This is a genomic window from Candidatus Thiodiazotropha endolucinida, assembly GCF_001715975.1.
In the GTDB taxonomy this organism is placed as follows: domain Bacteria; phylum Pseudomonadota; class Gammaproteobacteria; order Chromatiales; family Chromatiaceae; genus Thiodiazotropha; species Thiodiazotropha endolucinida.
On record NZ_MARB01000014.1, the window covers coordinates 53237 to 69064 of the forward strand.

The window sequence follows — 15828 nt, forward strand, 5'->3', positions numbered from 1 at the left end:
GAGATGACTGAGCAAGAGTTCGAAAGATTATCCGCACTGGTGGATGATGAAATTTCAGAGCATGAAATTTCGGGTGAAATCAATAAGCTGAAGAATACTCAAGAGAGTCAGGGTATCTGGTCACGCTACCATCTGATAGGGGATGCGATGCGTAACGAACTTGGCCAAATTCATAACCCGGAGATGGCCCGCTGCATCAGCCAGAGTATTGAAAATGAGCCAATTGTACTGGCTCCCGCCGCTTTGAAGCCCCGTTCTTCAAATAAGAAACGGGCCTTCACGGGACTTGCCGTAGCGGCATCACTGACAGCGGCGGCAGTCATTATGGCTCCCCAACTGATCAATCCCGGCAGCTCAGAAGCACCGAATCAGCTCGCATCGAGCGATCAACTCCCGATTAGCAATCAGAGACCGGAGAATAATACAGTCTATGTGGCTGAAAACGGTACCCGTTGGAAGCTTCTGAAAAAGCCCAAGGTCGAATCGCGTCTGAATGACTATCTGCTGAATCACCAGGACCTTTCGCCATCGAGCAATATCAAGGGCATTATGCCGTACGCCACATTCGTCAGTTACGATGAAAACAAGCAGTGAATGGTGTCAGCCTAGATGCATACGGAATGAGTTCAGTGCCTCATATCAGTAATCGCCTCAGCCAGGCCTGTATGATCCTGTGCCTGTTCCTAGTGATTTCCCAGTCCGCATCCGCTACGGATGATCCCTCGCCAAAGGATTGGCTTGAACGTATGATGCGGGCGGTACAACAGCTGAACTATCAGGGTACCTTCGTCTATCTCCACGACAATCAGCTTGAGACCATGAAAATCGCACATGCGGTGCAGGGCGATCGTGTAAGAGAGAGCCTGATGTCTCTTAACGGAACCCCACGCGAGGTGATTCGCGACGAGGAGTCGGTGACCTGTGTATTGCCTGATTCACACGAGGTTTCCATTGATAAGCGAACCCCCAGCACCAAGTTCCTCAATATTCTACCGCAGGACCTAGACCAACTCGATAACCACTACAACTTTCAAAATGTCGGAAAGAGCCGGATCGCCAATCGTCAGGCCCAGGTTGTCGTGATTGTTCCGAATGATCGCCTGCGTTATGGCTACCGATTCGCACTCGATATCGAAAGCGGCCTGCCGCTGAAATCCGATTTGCTGAATGAGCATGGCGAATTGGTCGAACAGACGATGTTCACTGACCTGCAGATAGGCGTTGCGGAAATCAGTGAGCTCCACAACAGGGAGTCTCTGTTTACCTACCGGTTGAAGAGTCATCCCGATGAAATAAACAAAATACCCCTGTTGAATCCCAACAAATGGGATTTCATTGGATTACCCAGCGGATTCAGACTAAGAATGCAACATCAATTGATCGACCCAGAGGGCAGCGATCCCGTAGATCAGTATGTATTCAGTGACGGTTTGAGTTCTCTTTCCGTCTTTGTAGAACCGGAAACCAGGGAAGAGGCGTTCAGTGGGGTATCAAAGCTTGGTGCCATCAATGCCTGGGGAGGTCAGGTTGAAGGTTTTCAGGTAACTGCAGTGGGTGAAGTGCCTGCGGTTACTATTCTGGGTATTGTGCAAGGCATGCAGCTCAAGCAAACTCATGATTGAGGAGCCTGCAACCGTCATCAGTATTGATGATGAACACGCAGTCGTAGAGACAGAAAAACGCCCAGCCTGTGGCGCCTGTACCAATGCCGGCGGATGTAGCACCTCCGTACTCAGTGGGCTCTTCAAAAGACGACACAACAGACTCAGGGTTTCCAATCCCATTCATGCCAGGCCGGGCCAACGGGTTATTATCGGATTACAGGAGAATGCACTTCTGAAAGTCTCTTTTCTTGCATACCTGCTGCCGCTTGTATGTATGATATTGATGGCGATCCTGATGCAGGCTGCGGCAACGCTTTTTATATGGCAGATTGGGGAACTCCCGCAAGTGGTCGGTGGTCTATTGGGCCTGATTGGCGGATTTATTCTACTCAGGCAGTTTGCCGGGCAGAAGCAGAATGAACCAGGTTATCAAGCAGTCATATTACGTCTGGCCGGCACGGTGAACGTCGAGTTTTCAAAAGAGTATATTGGCTAGATACCTACCCGCCGCTGACCGAAACTTTATTTTCATGACCTATTCCTTGCGCTATCTTCGAGTTTCCTCCAGGAGCTGTAACATGAGACTAATTAAAATTCCCGCACACATTTTTACGGTAGTCATACTGGGACTCATCTTTACTGTTCCGCTAAATGCCAGGGAGCTGCCGAATTTTGCGGATTTAGCAGAAGAAAACGCCCCCTCAGTGGTGAATATCAGCACCAAACAGAAGTCTCTGAGTCAAAACCTGCAGCGTTTCAATATTCCTGAGTTGGAAGATTTCCCTGAAGGCAGTCCACTTGGAGAACTGATGAAGAAGTTCTTTGGAAATCATGGATTCCCAATGCCGGAAGAGGGGCCTGAAAAGCGCTCGCTCGGCTCCGGATTCATTATTTCCGCGGATGGGTACATACTGACCAACAACCATGTTGTCGATGAGGCGGATCAGATTCTGGTGCGCATGAATGACCGCAGAGAGTTCGTGGCCGAGGTGGTTGGCAAGGATGAACGCAGCGATATCGCCCTGATAAAAATCGATGCCGAGGATCTTCCGGTGGTGGAAATAGGGGACTCCAAACGGCTTAGAGTGGGTGAATGGGTGTTGGCGATCGGATCGCCCTTTGGTTTCGATCATTCAGTTACCGCGGGCATCGTGAGTGCCAAAGGCCGTAATCTGCCAAGCGAGAATTATGTCCCTTTCATCCAGACCGATGTGGCCATCAATCCCGGTAATTCCGGGGGACCGCTGTTTAATCTCGATGGTAAGGTCGTTGGCATCAATTCTCAAATATACAGCCGTTCGGGCGGTTTTATGGGACTCTCATTCGCCATACCCATTGAAATGGCGATCGATGTTGCCGAACAGTTGAAGACCCGGGGTCGCGTCACCCGTGGTTGGCTTGGTGTATTGATTCAGGATGTAACCAATGATCTCGCCGACAGCTTCGGCATGGAGCATCCTCGTGGTGCACTGATCGCACGCGTACTGCCGGACAGCCCTTCAGAAGAGGCGGGCTTGCAGGTCGGTGATGTCATTTTGGAGTTTAACGGCGCCAAGATTGCCACCTCTTCTGAGCTACCGCCACTGGTGGGCAGCAGTAATGTGGATAAGCCTGCGCTACTGAGAGTTTTGCGCAACGGCAAAATCAAAGAAATCAATGTCAATATCGGAGAGCTGCCGGCGGAGGATGAAATGGCGCTGGCCGGTAATCAGGCGCCGAAAGTCTCCGAGAACCGACTCGGCCTGATGGTCTCATCGGTCAGTCCGCAAGTGCAAAAACAGTTGCGCCTACCCAGTCAGCGCGGTGTAGTGGTGGACTCGGTGACGGGGCAGGCCGCGCGGGAAGCCGGTATCCAGCAAGGTGACATTATCATTATGATCAATCAGCAAGAGATTGAGGGAGTAGAACATTTTAATAGACTGGTCAAGGAGTTAGCGGCAGACAAAACAGTGCCCCTACTGGTTCATCGCAATACGGGGCCAATTTTTCTCGCATTGCGCGTTCCTGAAGAGTGACCGCTCTGCATTTCTATTACAGAGAGGGTTGCCATCTTTGCGATGACATGCTGATGGAGCTTGATCGGTTGCAAGCGGAGTGGGGCTTTGAGCTTATCGAGATCGATATCGACCGCAATCCCGCCATCCGGGAGAAGTATCAGACCCGGATACCGCTACTGGAGGATCACCAGGGAAGGTGTCTGAGTGAGTATTTTCTCGACCAGGTGACGCTTCTGCGCTATTTGCAGGGCGCTTGATTTGGTATCATTGCAAGTTTGCGGCATCAAACAACGATTGAAACGCCCCGGGACGGGGCGTTTCTGTTTTTCGACGAGATCTTCAAGGCTCTATGGCAGATTTGCAACATATCCGTAATTTTTCAATCATCGCGCACATCGATCACGGAAAATCGACAATTGCGGATCGATTTATCCAGAATTGTGGAGGATTGACTGATCGTGAGATGGCGGATCAGGTGTGTGACTCCATGGATCTGGAGCGCGAGCGGGGCATTACGATCAAGGCACAGAGTGTAACCCTCGATTATCGGGCTGAAAACGGCGAGACATACCAACTCAACTTTATCGATACCCCCGGACATGTGGATTTTTCCTATGAAGTGTCCCGTTCCCTCTCGGCCTGTGAAGGTGCGTTGCTGGTAGTCGACGCTGCACAGGGTGTCGAAGCACAGAGTGTAGCCAACTGTTATACCGCTATCGAGCAGGGACTCGAAGTGCTGCCTGTGCTGAATAAAATTGATCTGCCGTCGGCGGATCCCGAACGGGTCATCAATGAGATCGAAGAGATTATCGGGCTGGATGCCGGGAATGCAATTCGGGTGAGTGCCAAAACAGGTCTTGGCATCGATGAACTGCTAGAGCAGTTGGTGGCAACCATTCCTCCCCCTTCCGGCGATGCAGATGCGCCTTTGCAGGCGCTTATCATCGATTCCTGGTTTGATTCCTATGTGGGTGTGATTTCGCTGATACGTGTCATGAATGGCGTGATCAAGCCAAAGGACAAGATGCGGATCATGTCCACAGGGCGGGTTTTCCAGGTGGAAAAGGTGGGTGTTTTCACCCCTAAACAACTCAACAAATCACAATTGGGAACCGGAGAGGTGGGTTTTGTCATTGCAGGCATCAAGGAGATAGACGGTGCCCCCGTGGGTGACACCATCACCCTTGAGAATCGCCAGGCATCTGCACCTCTGCCCGGATTCGAGGAGATGCACCCACGGGTCTTCTCCGGCCTCTATCCGGTCAACTCAGATGACTATGAGGCCTTGCGGGATGCACTACAGAAACTGCGCCTCAATGATGCTGCGCTGCACTATGAGCCGGAGACCTCACAAGCCCTGGGATTTGGTTTTCGTTGCGGCTTCCTGGGCATGCTGCATATGGAGATAGTCCAGGAGCGCCTGGAACGCGAGTACGATCTCGATCTGATCACCACCGCACCCTCCGTAGTGTATGAGGTGTTGAAAAACAACGGTGAACTGATTCACATCGAGAATCCGGCTGCATTACCCGATCCCAGCAAGATCGAAGAAGTCCGCGAACCTGTGATCAATGCAACAATCCTTGTGCCCCAGGACTACCTGGGTAACGTGATCACGCTTTGCATAGAAAAGCGTGGTGTACAGAAGAACATGCAGTACCTGGCCGGGCAGGTACAGTTGAGTTACGAACTGCCGATGAATGAAGTGGTGCTCGATTTCTTCGATCGGCTCAAGTCGGTAAGTCGTGGGTATGCATCATTCGAATACGAGTTCACCCATTTTCAAGTGGCTCCACTGGTGAAGCTGGATGTGTTGATCAACGGTGACCGGGTGGATGCCCTCTCTTTGATCGTTCACAAAGACCAGTCGCAAAGCCGCGGTCGTGAACTGACAACGAAAATGAAGGAGATCATTCCGCGACAGATGTTTGAAGTTGCCATCCAAGCGGCAATCGGCAACAAAATCATTGCCCGCACGACGGTTAAGGCTTTGCGTAAGAATGTAACGGCCAAATGTTACGGGGGCGATATCACACGCAAGCGCAAGCTGCTCGAGAAGCAGAAAGCGGGAAAAAAGCGTATGAAACAGGTTGGTAAGGTAGAGATCCCACAGGATGCCTTTCTTGCCGTGCTGCAAGTGGGTAAGGATAATTAGCTCTCCAGGAGAGGATACCAAAAAACAATGAATTTTGATTTTCCTACATTTCTTGTTGTCGCCAGTGCCCTGACAGGCGGCATCTGGTTGTTGGATAGCATCTTTCTGGCACCGAAACGACGTCGACTGGCAACTGATCAAAGTGTAGATACGGATGAGGTTTCCAGTGCGGGAAAAGAGCCTCTGATCGTTGAGTACTCACGCTCTTTCTTTCCCGTAATATTCGCCGTATTGATACTCCGTTCCTTTCTGGTGGAACCGTTTCGCATTCCTTCCGGGTCGATGATGCCGACACTGCTGGTTGGGGATTTCATTCTGGTGAACAAATTCAGCTACGGAATACGCTTGCCTGTCTTGAATAAGAAAATAATAGAACTGGGTGATCCAGAACGGGGTGACCCCGTTGTCTTCCGTTATCCAAAACAGCCTTGGGTGGATTACATTAAGCGTGTCATCGCAATACCTGGGGACACAGTCTATTACCGAAACAAGACGCTGTATGTGAATGGAGAGGCGATGCCGCAAACTCCTGTGGGGCGGTATACGGGTATCGGCAGCGGAGTGCGCATGACCGGTGCCATAATGGCCATGGAAGATCTTGATGGGACTGATCATTCGGTTCTGATCAATCCTCTTGCACCTGATCTGCCTACCGGATGCAGGGTTTTGAGCCAGGGACCAATCACCATTCCACAAGGACAATATTTCGTGATGGGCGACAATCGGGACAACAGTAACGACAGCCGCTGCTGGGGGCTGGTTCCCGATGAGAACCTTGTCGGTAAGGCCTTCGGTATTTGGATGAATTGGGATTCCGAAATCGATTCATTCCCGCCCATAGCCTGGGAACGCATCGGAAAGGGTATTGATTAGCCGTTTTAAAAAAATTCACTTGCTGAATAGCCTGTTATCAGCTATTTGTGCAGTTTCTTCATGAAATATCGAGGTATCGCGAATGCAATCACTACAGAAACAAAGAGGACTCTCTGGTATCAGTATACTGGTAATCCTGATCGTTGCTGGCTTTTTGGTTTATGTCGGTATCAAGATCACGCCTGTCTATATCGATCACTATGCAGTTAAGGCAGCTCTCGAATCGGTGAAAAACGAACCTTTATCAGCGCGCAAGTCAAAAAGAGAGATTCGCAATATGATTCTCAAAAGGTTGGATATAAATAGTATTCGCCATGTCAATAATGATCACATAAATATAAAGCGTAGTGGTAAGAGCACGACAATCAATGTCGCATATGAAGAGCGTCGACACATTGCGCACAACATCTCTTTGGTGATGGATTTTGCAGAAACCGTTGAGTTAACAGCCAATTGAAAGCTGATGTCGATAAACTGTGCCGAGAACTCGGCTACCACTTTACCGATCCGCAGTTGATAGAACAGGCACTGACACACCGCAGCGTTGGCGGTAAAAACAACGAACGCCTGGAATATCTCGGTGATGCCATTTTAGGGTTCGTCATTGCCGATGAACTGTTCAACCATTTTCGGGAAGCGAGCGAAGGCCAGTTGAGCCGTTTACGTTCGAGCCTGGTCAAGCGCGATACCCTGGCCGAAGTGGCCCGTGGCTTCAATCTCGGTGACTACCTCCACTTGGGACCGGGTGAGTTACGCAGTGGCGGTCAAAGCAGAGACTCGATTCTGGCGGATGGATTGGAGGCGATCCTCGCATCGATCTATCTGGATGGGGGTTATGAGGCGTGTCGTCACGTGATTCAGACTATTTTTCTGCCTCGACTGAGTAGAATGAGCCTGGAGAATCAGCAGAAAGATCCCAAGACAGGATTACAGGAGTATCTGCAGGCGAATAAGATCGATTTGCCCAGTTATGAGATTGTGGATATCAAAGGTGATCCCCACAACCCGCTCTTTACCGTAAACTGCGCTGTTATAGGATTGGGAAAGAAGGCTATAGGAGAAGGCTCAAGTAGAAGGAAGGCTGAACAGGATGCTGCATCGAAAATGCTGACGCTTTTAATAGATGACCGAATCAAATAACCATTGCGGATATGCGGCGATCGTCGGACGTCCGAATGTCGGTAAATCGACACTTCTGAACCGCCTGCTGGGTTTTAGGTTGGCCATTACTTCACACAAGGCGCAAACTACACGCCATACAATTCTTGGCATCAACACGCTCGCCGGAGGCCAGGTGATCTATGTGGATACACCGGGAATTCATCAGCGTAGCGACAATGCCATGAACCGCTATCTCAACCGCACCGCTAAAACAGCACTGGCGGATGTGGATCTGCTGATATTCGTGGTTGATGCGTTGAGTTGGAACAGTGAGGATGAAAAGGTGTTGACTCTGATCAAGCAAGTCGAAACGCCCACTATACTTGCTGTCAACAAGGTCGATCGAATTAAACAGAAAGAGAGGCTATTGCCCTATCTTTCCGAGCTCTCATCTCGCCATCACTTCATTGAGATCGTACCGGTATCCGCAAAAAGCGGAAGGAATCTGGATACGCTTCAGGAACTGGTGCTCCGGACATTGCCGGAGGCTGAGAATTTCTATCCGGACGACCAGTTGACCGACCGGCCTGAAAAATTTTTTGCCGCCGAGATGATTCGGGAACAGATTACCAGAAGGTATGCCAAGGAGCTGCCCTATGCGGTATCTGTTGAAATAGAGCGTTTTGAGGAGCTGTCAGGGCTTTATCGTATCCATGCAGTCATTTGGGTTGAGAAAGCGGGACAGAAGGGGATCCTGATCGGTAAGGACGGACAGGCCCTGAAGGAAGTGGCAACACAGGCGAGGAAGGCCATGCAACAATTCTTTGATTGCAAGGTACACTTGGAGCTCTGGGTTAAAGTGAAAAAAAGCTGGTCCAGTGATGAGGCGGCATTGGTCCGCTTGGGCTACGGCGAATCTTAACAGGCCCTAATGAATGAATTAAGTCCGGCATTTGTAATACACCGAAGAGACTATCGAAATACCAGCCTCCTGTTGGAGCTTTTTCTTGCCAATCAGGGACGGATACCAGCGATAGCCCGTGGTGCGAAATCCGGTCACTCCTCCCGTGCTCTGTTGTTGCAACCCTTTTCCCCCCTAGGTGTTACTTTGACCGGCAGAGGTGAGGTTAAAAATCTCACACAGGTAGAACCGGATGGTCATCCCTATCGTCTGAAACAAGAGATGATCTATTGTGGAATCTATCTGAATGAGCTGTTGATGCGTCTTCTACAGCGAGGAGACCCCTACCCATCCCTCTATGTCCATTATCAGCAAACACTTGCCAGACTTGCCTTTGGGGAATCCGCCAACCAGTGTTTAAGGGACTTCGAAGTCTCCCTGGTAAGAGAGTTGGGTTATGGATTATTGTTGGATTGCACTGCGGATACCAATGAGCCGATTTCGCAAGGGCAGATATATGAATATCACATCGAGCATGGCCCAGTTGTCGCAACTGGTAGTGGTACAGGCATTGGCATTCATGGTCAGACACTGATCAGTCTGCATCGTGGAGAGAGACTGGATGAGCGTGGCAGGGTGGAAGCAAAACAGCTCATGCGTCGGGTCATCAGCTATTATCTGGGTGACAAGCCCCTTAAAAGCAGGGAGCTTTTTCAATCCTTAAAATAATTAATTAAAGGCGCTTATTTCCAAAACGGGTGAGTGATATTATAAATACCGCAGGCCGTGAAATAACTCCAAGCACCGTAAATAATCGCAGATTGTGAATCGTATACATTATTAATATTTAAATATGATTGACGTATATAAAAATCATCTTGCGACTGGCTTTAGTATTGCGGCCAGATTTATTTTTACATTTTGATTATTTTCAAACTATCCATTTTTTCGAAGGCGCTACATAGATGGACGAAAAAGAGATTTTACTTGGTGTCAACATTGACCACGTGGCTACCTTGCGTCAGGCGCGTGGAACCCGATATCCCGAACCGGTACAAGCCGCCCTGGTTGCAGAACAGGCAGGCGCAGATGCCATCACCCTGCATTTGAGAGAGGATCGCAGACATATCCAGGATAGAGATGTTGAAATCTTAAGCGATCTGTTGCAAACGCGAATGAATCTTGAGATGGCTGCAACATCGGAAATGGCTGCCATTGCAAAACGCTTTAGCCCCCACGACTGTTGTTTAGTACCGGAAAAACGCGAGGAGTTGACTACCGAGGGTGGTCTGGACGTGGCAGGTAATTTGGACTACATGACTGATTTCTGCGCTGAGCTTAATGATGCCGGAATCCGTGTGTCACTCTTTATCGATGCAGATTCCAAGCAGTTGGAGGCTGCTAAGGAAAGTGGTGCACCTGTGGTTGAAATACATACCGGTCACTATGCAGATGCGGCATCAGACAGAAATAAGCGTTCCGAACTAGAACGTATAATCAATGCAGTAGAATATGGAAACAGCCTTGGATTACAGGTCAATGCGGGGCATGGACTGGATTACCATAATGTTAAAGCCATTGTCGCCATCGCAGGGATCACCGAGTTGAATATCGGACATGCCATAATCTGTCGAGCGCTTTTCTGTAGCCTTGACCAGGCAGTAAGAGAGATGAAGGCACTCTGTAGCAATATGATTTAGTGCAAACAGGCACTGGTGCAATATGATTACTGCCCGACACAGTCGATCATTGACCATAACTATACAGTAATTAGCATTCATCAGCCGACCAGCTGCGTGCGCATGACGATTGCCAGGACCACCAGTACCAAGGTGGCAATCCAAACCGCTATATAGATCCTCATTGCCCGTTTTGCCTTGGTCTTTTCGGCCCAGCTGCGTGGCTGGATGCCTTTAACCAGAAACACAAGTTTGGCCGCAAGGTTGACGCAAACAATATTTGCCGCAAGCAGTAGTGCCGCACCCATCGCCAAATCCACTCGCCAGTGGCCCAGTGTCAGGCCTACCGCAGCGGCAGGTGGCAGCAGGGCAACCGCAACCATGACACCTACCAATACACTTGGCAGACCAGTGGTGAGCGAGAGTGCGGCAGCCGCTCCAGAGGCAAGAGCTAGGGCTAGAGAATCCATGCCGACATCTGTCCGTGCCAACAGTTCAGGGCTGCCTGAACCGAAGGGCCATAGTAACCCGATGATATAGGAGAGTCCGATAGCAATGACGATACCTGTTAGCAGGGATTTGAGAGAGCTCTTCATCAGATGAACATCACCCAATGCAGTACCGAGACCGAACGCAAGATTGGGACCCAGCAGGGGAGCGATAACCATGGCTCCGATGATGACAGCGACATTGTCCTTCACCAGCCCGATTGCCGCTACGATGGTCGATAAGATGACCAGGAAGATAAAGTTGCTGTCCAGACGCGCGTTCTTATCCACGGCTGCATACATTGCTTCCCTTGTAGAACTGGCGGAATCCTCTTCTCTTTCCTGTTCGGTCCTTGCGCGGGGCAGGGTGGCATCGACGGGAAAGACAATGATGCGGGCGGTCGATTGAGCGCCGAGTATATTCTGCAATGCATCGAGAGCCGGTTGCACATTTTCGTCAGTGACCAGCATACGCATAGGTTGCCTGCCATCCTCTCCCTCCTGCCCCAGCCTGAAATCCCTCGCCTTGTACTTCTCGGCGATAATGGAAATAGTGGGTTGGCTGCTGGCATTGGCAATGACTTCTATCAGCTTCATTTCTTGTTTCTACTCACATGAAAACGAGGCATGCGGACGTTTATCAGATTGTCTGTATTGGGTAAGTAATCTGTCCAATCAATCATAAGAGAAAAATATGATGTAACTGCAAATAAACGTAAATTACCGCATAATTAATCCCAATCTTATAACTATTTCACACGGCATTCATGCTATTTCCGAATAATCCGGCTTAGGTATCCGAATTTCAAATGCCCGATTATCTGCGCACTACTTTTTGGCCGGCAGCGCTATCATTTGTCTGCAAATAGGTGATAGGTTCAGTCCTGTCGACTGGTACAATGTCTTGGCCCGCTGCATCAGGGAGGCAGGTGAGGGTGATGGCGTGACAGTACAAAACAGTACTATGTTGTCCATATCGGCCACATCGTAGAGTAAGATCCAGGGGAATGCACAGCGTAGAGCGATCAGAACCTCAATGATCTCGGATTCCGATCTGGGCAGAATATTGACTGCGAACACCCCGCCTGTATTCAAAGCGTGAGCTGCATGCATGACAAAGTCAGTGGAGAGCTGTGAATTGGCGGTTCCCTGTCTGGTGCATATATCGGATACCAGAATGTCGAAATTAGCCTGATTTATCTCGAGATATTTTTCTGCCGGCAGTTGAAAAACTGTATGGCTTGATGGGATATGGAAATATTGTTTGGATATTTCAATTATTCTGGCGTCGATTTCGACTGATACCAACTCAATATCAGAATATTGTGACAGAATGAACCTTTCAATCGAACCGGAGCCCAGCCCCAGATTTAGCAGATTGCTTGGTCGAGGCATAAACAGGAGTGAGCAAAGCAGTGCCTGAATATAGGTGAGTACAGGAAGGGCTGGTTCCTTTAACAGCATGACTGATTGGATGGTACCGTCAGGAAACCGGATCCATCGTAAGTCACCATTCTGGCGTATTTCAAAACTCTCTAAACCTGCCGTTCCATGATTAACCTGTTCTCCTGGAAGAGTCAGAAGATGCTCCATGTTCATGCTGTATTGCTCTATCTTGAGCATGGTTTTTGTTGTACAGATGATTGTAGACCTTGCGAGGGCAGTGAGAGTTAACGTAGTGCCGGATGGCTAGCTGCTGATGTATCTGACCAATTGTTCGATCACGAATTGCTGTTCTTCAATGATCGCTTTTACCAGATCGCCGATGGAGATGATGCCTACGAGCTCATTATCTTTCATAACTGGGAGATGACGGATGCGTTTTTCCGTCATGATCGCCATACACTCCTCTGTGGTCTGTTCAGGGTTGACCACCAGAACCTGGCTACTCATTATCTCTTTTACCCGGGTCTCTTTCGATGTACGTCCCTTCAGAATGATGTTGCGGGCATAATCACGCTCGGAAAAGAGTCCGACTATCTTTTTGTCCTCCACAACGACCAGAGAACCGATCTCATGGTCAGCCATCGATTGCAAGGCTTCAAACACCGTGGCATTGGGATCGATGGTCTCGATATCGTAACCCTTGCGTTGTAAGAGCTGATTGACTGTTAGCATGCCGATGCCTCCTGTGGATTTTTCTCGTTAGTGCTCGTGCATAGTGTATGAGGTTGTTTACAAACCCCAAACTGGCTTGGATTTCCCATAATAATAGATCATCAAGCCCCGAAAGAGGGAAATCAATACTGCGTTCAGTGGATAAATCGGGGTAAAATCAAGGCCATGAAATACAAAACCATTGAACAATTCGTCGGTAATACACCACTGGTCAGACTTCAGCGTCTGCCCGATGATGACAGTAATACACTGCTTGTGAAACTGGAGGGGAACAATCCCGCCGGCTCGGTGAAAGACAGGGCTGCTGTCAGTATGATCAGCCATGCCGAGGCTCGTGGAGAGATCAAGCCCGGCGATACCCTGATCGAAGCGACAAGTGGAAATACAGGGATCGCACTGGCAATGGCGGCGGCAATCAAGGGTTATCGATTGATTTTGGTGATGCCTGAGCATATGAGCCTGGAACGGCGTGCTGTGATGAAGGCATTCGGGGCTGAACTGCTATTGACCCCTAAAGAGGGCAGTATGGAAGCCGCTATCGATAAGGCAAGAGAACTGGAGGCTTCAGGTCGAGGATTGATTCTTGATCAGTTTTCCAATCAGGACAATCCCCAAGCCCATATTGAAGGTACCGGACCTGAGGTCTGGCGGGACACAAACGGTGAAGTGACCCATTTTGTGAGTGCCATGGGCACTACGGGTACCATTATGGGTACCTCCGTCTATCTCAAACAGCAGAATCCACAGATTGAAATCGTCGGTGTTCAGCCCATGGAAGGTTCGAATATACCCGGGATTCGCCGCTGGCCGGAGGCCTATTTGCCAAAAATTTACGATGCCTCAAGGGTTGATCGAATAATCGATGTTTCTCAGGCGGATGCGGAAGAGACGACACGTCAGTTGGCGGCCAAAGAGGGGATCTTCGCCGGTATCTCCTCCGGTGGAGCCGTTGCCGCTGCGCTGAAACTGGCCTCAATGGTGGAGAATGCGGTCATTGTCTCCATAATCTGTGACCGGGGTGATCGCTACCTCTCCACCGATGTCTTCCCAGCAAGCTGAAATGGGGCGCAGAAGCAGACGCAGACGCCAACCGTTCCCTGTGGAGCCGGTCGAAGCCGAGATAGAATCCCTGACACAAGATGGGAAAGGCGTGGCACACATCGATGGCAAGGCCACATTCGTCTATGGATCGCTGCCGGGTGAGCGAGTACGCTTTGTCTATACCGGACGTCGACGTAAATATGACGAGGGTAGGGTGGTTGAAGTCATCGAGTCCTCGCCACAGCGAACAGAGCCCCGCTGCAGTCAATTCGGCATTTGTGGTGGCTGTAGCCTCCAGCATCAACAGCCGGAAGCACAGGTTGCCAGCAAGCAGCAGGCAATGTTGGATGCCTTGAAGCATATCGGTAAAGTCGTGCCTGAGGAGGTAATGAGTCCCCTGGTGAGTGAATCAGTCTGGGGTTATCGCCGCAAGGCCCGCTTGGGTGTGCGCTATGTGCCGAAAAAAGGTGGTACCTTGGTAGGCTTTCGCGAGCGGGGTTCATCCTTCGTTGCCGATATCGATCAATGCCATATTCTGCATCCCAGGGTCGGTCAACTGATACCGCAGCTTAGTGCATTGATCGATCAGTTATCGATACATGATCAAATTCCCCAGATTGAGATGGCCATGGGCGATGAGGAGTGCATTCTGATCTTTCGCATGCTGTCGCCGCCTTCCGACGAAGACCTGATGAAGCTTGCGATATTTGCTCCCCAGCATGGAATTTCTATTTATATTCAGGAAGGCGGGCCTGAATCAATCCGCCCATTGGACTTTGAGCCTACAACGCTTAGCTATTCACTGCCCGAGTATGATCTCCAGCTCGATTTCCTGCCCAGTGACTTCACCCAGGTCAATACGGATATCAATCGACAAATGGTAAAGCGAGCGATCTCGCTGCTTGAATTACAACCCGATGACCGGGTATTGGATCTGTTTTGTGGATTGGGTAACTTCACCCTGCCATTGGCAAGTGCTGCAGGACAGGTCACCGGTGTTGAAGGTGACAGCGGATTGGTCGCCAGGGGCAGAGAGAACGCACTGCGCAACGCAATCGATAATATCGAGTTCTATACCGCTAATCTCTATGAGACGTTGGATAACGAACCCTGGCTCATGCAACGCTTCAATAAGGTGTTGCTCGACCCACCCCGGAGTGGGGCGGTTGAGATACTCGAGCACTTACCCAAACTGGGCGCTGAACGCATTGTGTATGTCTCATGCTACCCGGGAACCCTGGCGCGGGATGCCGGTATACTGGTGCATGAACAGGGTTATCGCCTGAAATGTGCCGGTGTCATGGATATGTTTCCGCATACAGCTCATGTGGAGTCTATTGCACTGTTCGAGAGATACTGAGCCCGGCGCCAATTGATTTGCAGGTAACTAATATATGGCATTAGAAATAGAGCGTAAGTATTTGGTAATAAACGATAAATGGCATGATGGCATTATCAAGGAATCGGTTATGAAACAGGGCTATCTTGCCAACGTACCCAATGCCAGCGTGCGTGTGAGGGTATCAGGAGAAGAGGCTCGATTGACCATTAAAGGGAGAAGCGAAGGAATCAGCCGAAACGAGTATGAATACCCCATTCCTTTAGGGGATGCTGAAGAGATATTGAATAACCATATTTCGGGGGCATTGATCGAAAAGATCCGTTATCGGGTCAAGTGCGGTGACCATCTCTGGGACCTCGATGTCTTTGATGGTGCCAATCGAGGCTTGATTGTGGCTGAGGTGGAACTGAGTTCAGAGGAAGAGGCTTTTAAAATGCCTGAATGGGCAGGTGAAGAGGTTTCATCGGACAGCCGCTATTACAATGCAAGTTTGGTCACACATCCCTATTGTGACTGGTAGGGGGGCGGA

Annotated in this window: 18 protein-coding genes; 15 read left to right on the plus strand and 3 right to left on the minus strand. The window is 49.9% G+C overall.

Features of this window, described 5'->3' with window-relative positions; translation table 11 throughout:
- The first annotated feature begins 3 nt into the window (after positions 1-3).
- The 12 genes from CODIS_RS12715 to pdxJ all read left to right on the plus strand — a co-directional run bounded on the left by CODIS_RS12715 (position 4) and on the right by pdxJ (position 10331).
- Positions 4-594, plus strand: coding sequence for a sigma-E factor negative regulatory protein (locus CODIS_RS12715; protein WP_069125653.1), 591 nt, complete (start codon positions 4-6; stop codon positions 592-594).
- Positions 595-620: 26 nt separating this feature from the next.
- Positions 621-1622, plus strand: a complete 1002-nt coding sequence (locus CODIS_RS12720; RefSeq protein WP_069125656.1) for a MucB/RseB C-terminal domain-containing protein — start codon at positions 621-623, stop codon at positions 1620-1622.
- A complete protein-coding gene (locus CODIS_RS12725) occupies positions 1615-2100 on the plus strand; it encodes a SoxR reducing system RseC family protein (RefSeq protein WP_069125659.1) in 486 nt (161 codons plus the stop codon). The genes CODIS_RS12720 and CODIS_RS12725 overlap by 8 nt, the downstream gene beginning before the upstream one ends.
- An 82-nt stretch (positions 2101-2182) precedes the next feature.
- Complete coding sequence (locus CODIS_RS12730) at positions 2183-3619, plus strand: DegQ family serine endoprotease (RefSeq protein WP_069125661.1); 1437 nt, start codon at positions 2183-2185, stop codon at positions 3617-3619.
- Positions 3616-3858, plus strand: a complete 243-nt coding sequence (locus tag CODIS_RS12735) for a glutaredoxin family protein (protein WP_069125664.1) — start codon at positions 3616-3618, stop codon at positions 3856-3858. Before CODIS_RS12730 ends, CODIS_RS12735 begins: the two co-directional genes overlap by 4 nt.
- 92 nt (positions 3859-3950) lie before the next feature.
- Positions 3951-5756 (plus strand): translation elongation factor 4, encoded by a 1806-nt coding sequence (gene lepA, locus CODIS_RS12740; RefSeq protein WP_069125666.1) that lies wholly within the window; start codon positions 3951-3953, stop codon positions 5754-5756.
- A 27-nt stretch (positions 5757-5783) separates the two neighbouring features.
- Complete coding sequence (gene lepB, locus CODIS_RS12745; RefSeq protein WP_069125669.1) at positions 5784-6629, plus strand: signal peptidase I; 846 nt, start codon at positions 5784-5786, stop codon at positions 6627-6629.
- Positions 6630-6711: 82 nt separating this feature from the next.
- Complete coding sequence (locus CODIS_RS12750) at positions 6712-7086, plus strand: DUF4845 domain-containing protein (protein WP_069125672.1); 375 nt, start codon at positions 6712-6714, stop codon at positions 7084-7086.
- The gene (gene rnc / locus CODIS_RS12755; RefSeq protein ID WP_069125675.1) at positions 7083-7769 is read left to right on the plus strand and encodes a ribonuclease III; all 687 of its coding nucleotides are present in this window, start codon (positions 7083-7085) and stop codon (positions 7767-7769) included. Before CODIS_RS12750 ends, rnc begins: the two co-directional genes overlap by 4 nt.
- The gene (era, locus tag CODIS_RS12760) at positions 7753-8652 is read left to right on the plus strand and encodes a GTPase Era (protein ID WP_069125678.1); all 900 of its coding nucleotides are present in this window, start codon (positions 7753-7755) and stop codon (positions 8650-8652) included. The genes rnc and era overlap by 17 nt, the downstream gene beginning before the upstream one ends.
- Positions 8653-8661: 9 nt before the next feature.
- Positions 8662-9360, plus strand: coding sequence for a DNA repair protein RecO (gene recO, locus CODIS_RS12765; RefSeq protein WP_069125681.1), 699 nt, complete (start codon positions 8662-8664; stop codon positions 9358-9360).
- A 236-nt stretch (positions 9361-9596) separates the two neighbouring features.
- Positions 9597-10331, plus strand: a complete 735-nt coding sequence (gene pdxJ, locus CODIS_RS12770; RefSeq protein WP_069125685.1) for a pyridoxine 5'-phosphate synthase — start codon at positions 9597-9599, stop codon at positions 10329-10331.
- 80 nt (positions 10332-10411) lie between these two features.
- On the opposite strand, the gene CODIS_RS12775 is transcribed toward pdxJ, so the two are convergent.
- From CODIS_RS12775 to CODIS_RS12785, 3 genes are all read right to left on the minus strand, one after another.
- Positions 10412-11395 (minus strand): TIGR00341 family protein, encoded by a 984-nt coding sequence (locus tag CODIS_RS12775; RefSeq protein WP_069125688.1) that lies wholly within the window; start codon positions 11393-11395, stop codon positions 10412-10414.
- A 231-nt stretch (positions 11396-11626) separates the two neighbouring features.
- Positions 11627-12421, minus strand: coding sequence for a spermine/spermidine synthase domain-containing protein (locus CODIS_RS12780; protein ID WP_069125691.1), 795 nt, complete (start codon positions 12419-12421; stop codon positions 11627-11629).
- Between the two features lie 66 nt (positions 12422-12487).
- The gene (locus CODIS_RS12785) at positions 12488-12916 is read right to left on the minus strand and encodes a CBS domain-containing protein (RefSeq protein ID WP_069125694.1); all 429 of its coding nucleotides are present in this window, start codon (positions 12914-12916) and stop codon (positions 12488-12490) included.
- A 165-nt stretch (positions 12917-13081) separates the two neighbouring features.
- Here CODIS_RS12785 and cysM point away from each other — a divergent pair, with 165 nt between their 5' ends.
- The 3 genes from cysM to CODIS_RS12800 are packed head-to-tail and all read left to right on the plus strand — an operon-like array spanning position 13082 to position 15819.
- On the plus strand, positions 13082-13975 hold the full coding sequence (gene cysM / locus CODIS_RS12790; RefSeq protein WP_069125696.1) for a cysteine synthase CysM: 894 nt from the start codon (positions 13082-13084) through the stop codon (positions 13973-13975).
- Position 13976: 1 nt separating this feature from the next.
- The gene (gene rlmD / locus CODIS_RS12795; protein ID WP_069125699.1) at positions 13977-15317 is read left to right on the plus strand and encodes a 23S rRNA (uracil(1939)-C(5))-methyltransferase RlmD; all 1341 of its coding nucleotides are present in this window, start codon (positions 13977-13979) and stop codon (positions 15315-15317) included.
- Positions 15318-15351: 34 nt separating this feature from the next.
- A complete protein-coding gene (locus CODIS_RS12800) occupies positions 15352-15819 on the plus strand; it encodes a CYTH domain-containing protein (RefSeq protein WP_069125702.1) in 468 nt (155 codons plus the stop codon).
- Positions 15820-15828: the final 9 nt, after the last annotated feature.

Coding starts and splice junctions, on each gene's coding strand:
- CODIS_RS12715 (WP_069125653.1), top strand. CDS start 4: ATGACTGAGCAAGAGTTCGAAAGATTATCCGCACTGGTGGATGATGAA.
- CODIS_RS12720 (WP_069125656.1), top strand. CDS start 621: ATGAGTTCAGTGCCTCATATCAGTAATCGCCTCAGCCAGGCCTGTATG.
- CODIS_RS12725 (WP_069125659.1), top strand. CDS start 1,615: ATGATTGAGGAGCCTGCAACCGTCATCAGTATTGATGATGAACACGCA.
- CODIS_RS12730 (WP_069125661.1), top strand. CDS start 2,183: ATGAGACTAATTAAAATTCCCGCACACATTTTTACGGTAGTCATACTG.
- lepA (WP_069125666.1), top strand. CDS start 3,951: ATGGCAGATTTGCAACATATCCGTAATTTTTCAATCATCGCGCACATC.
- lepB (WP_069125669.1), top strand. CDS start 5,784: ATGAATTTTGATTTTCCTACATTTCTTGTTGTCGCCAGTGCCCTGACA.
- CODIS_RS12750 (WP_069125672.1), top strand. CDS start 6,712: ATGCAATCACTACAGAAACAAAGAGGACTCTCTGGTATCAGTATACTG.
- era (WP_069125678.1), top strand. CDS start 7,753: ATGACCGAATCAAATAACCATTGCGGATATGCGGCGATCGTCGGACGT.
- recO (WP_069125681.1), top strand. CDS start 8,662: ATGAATGAATTAAGTCCGGCATTTGTAATACACCGAAGAGACTATCGA.
- pdxJ (WP_069125685.1), top strand. CDS start 9,597: ATGGACGAAAAAGAGATTTTACTTGGTGTCAACATTGACCACGTGGCT.
- CODIS_RS12775 (WP_069125688.1), bottom strand. CDS start 11,395: ATGAAGCTGATAGAAGTCATTGCCAATGCCAGCAGCCAACCCACTATT.
- CODIS_RS12780 (WP_069125691.1), bottom strand. CDS start 12,421: ATGCTCAAGATAGAGCAATACAGCATGAACATGGAGCATCTTCTGACT.
- CODIS_RS12785 (WP_069125694.1), bottom strand. CDS start 12,916: ATGCTAACAGTCAATCAGCTCTTACAACGCAAGGGTTACGATATCGAG.
- cysM (WP_069125696.1), top strand. CDS start 13,082: ATGAAATACAAAACCATTGAACAATTCGTCGGTAATACACCACTGGTC.
- rlmD (WP_069125699.1), top strand. CDS start 13,977: ATGGGGCGCAGAAGCAGACGCAGACGCCAACCGTTCCCTGTGGAGCCG.
- CODIS_RS12800 (WP_069125702.1), top strand. CDS start 15,352: ATGGCATTAGAAATAGAGCGTAAGTATTTGGTAATAAACGATAAATGG.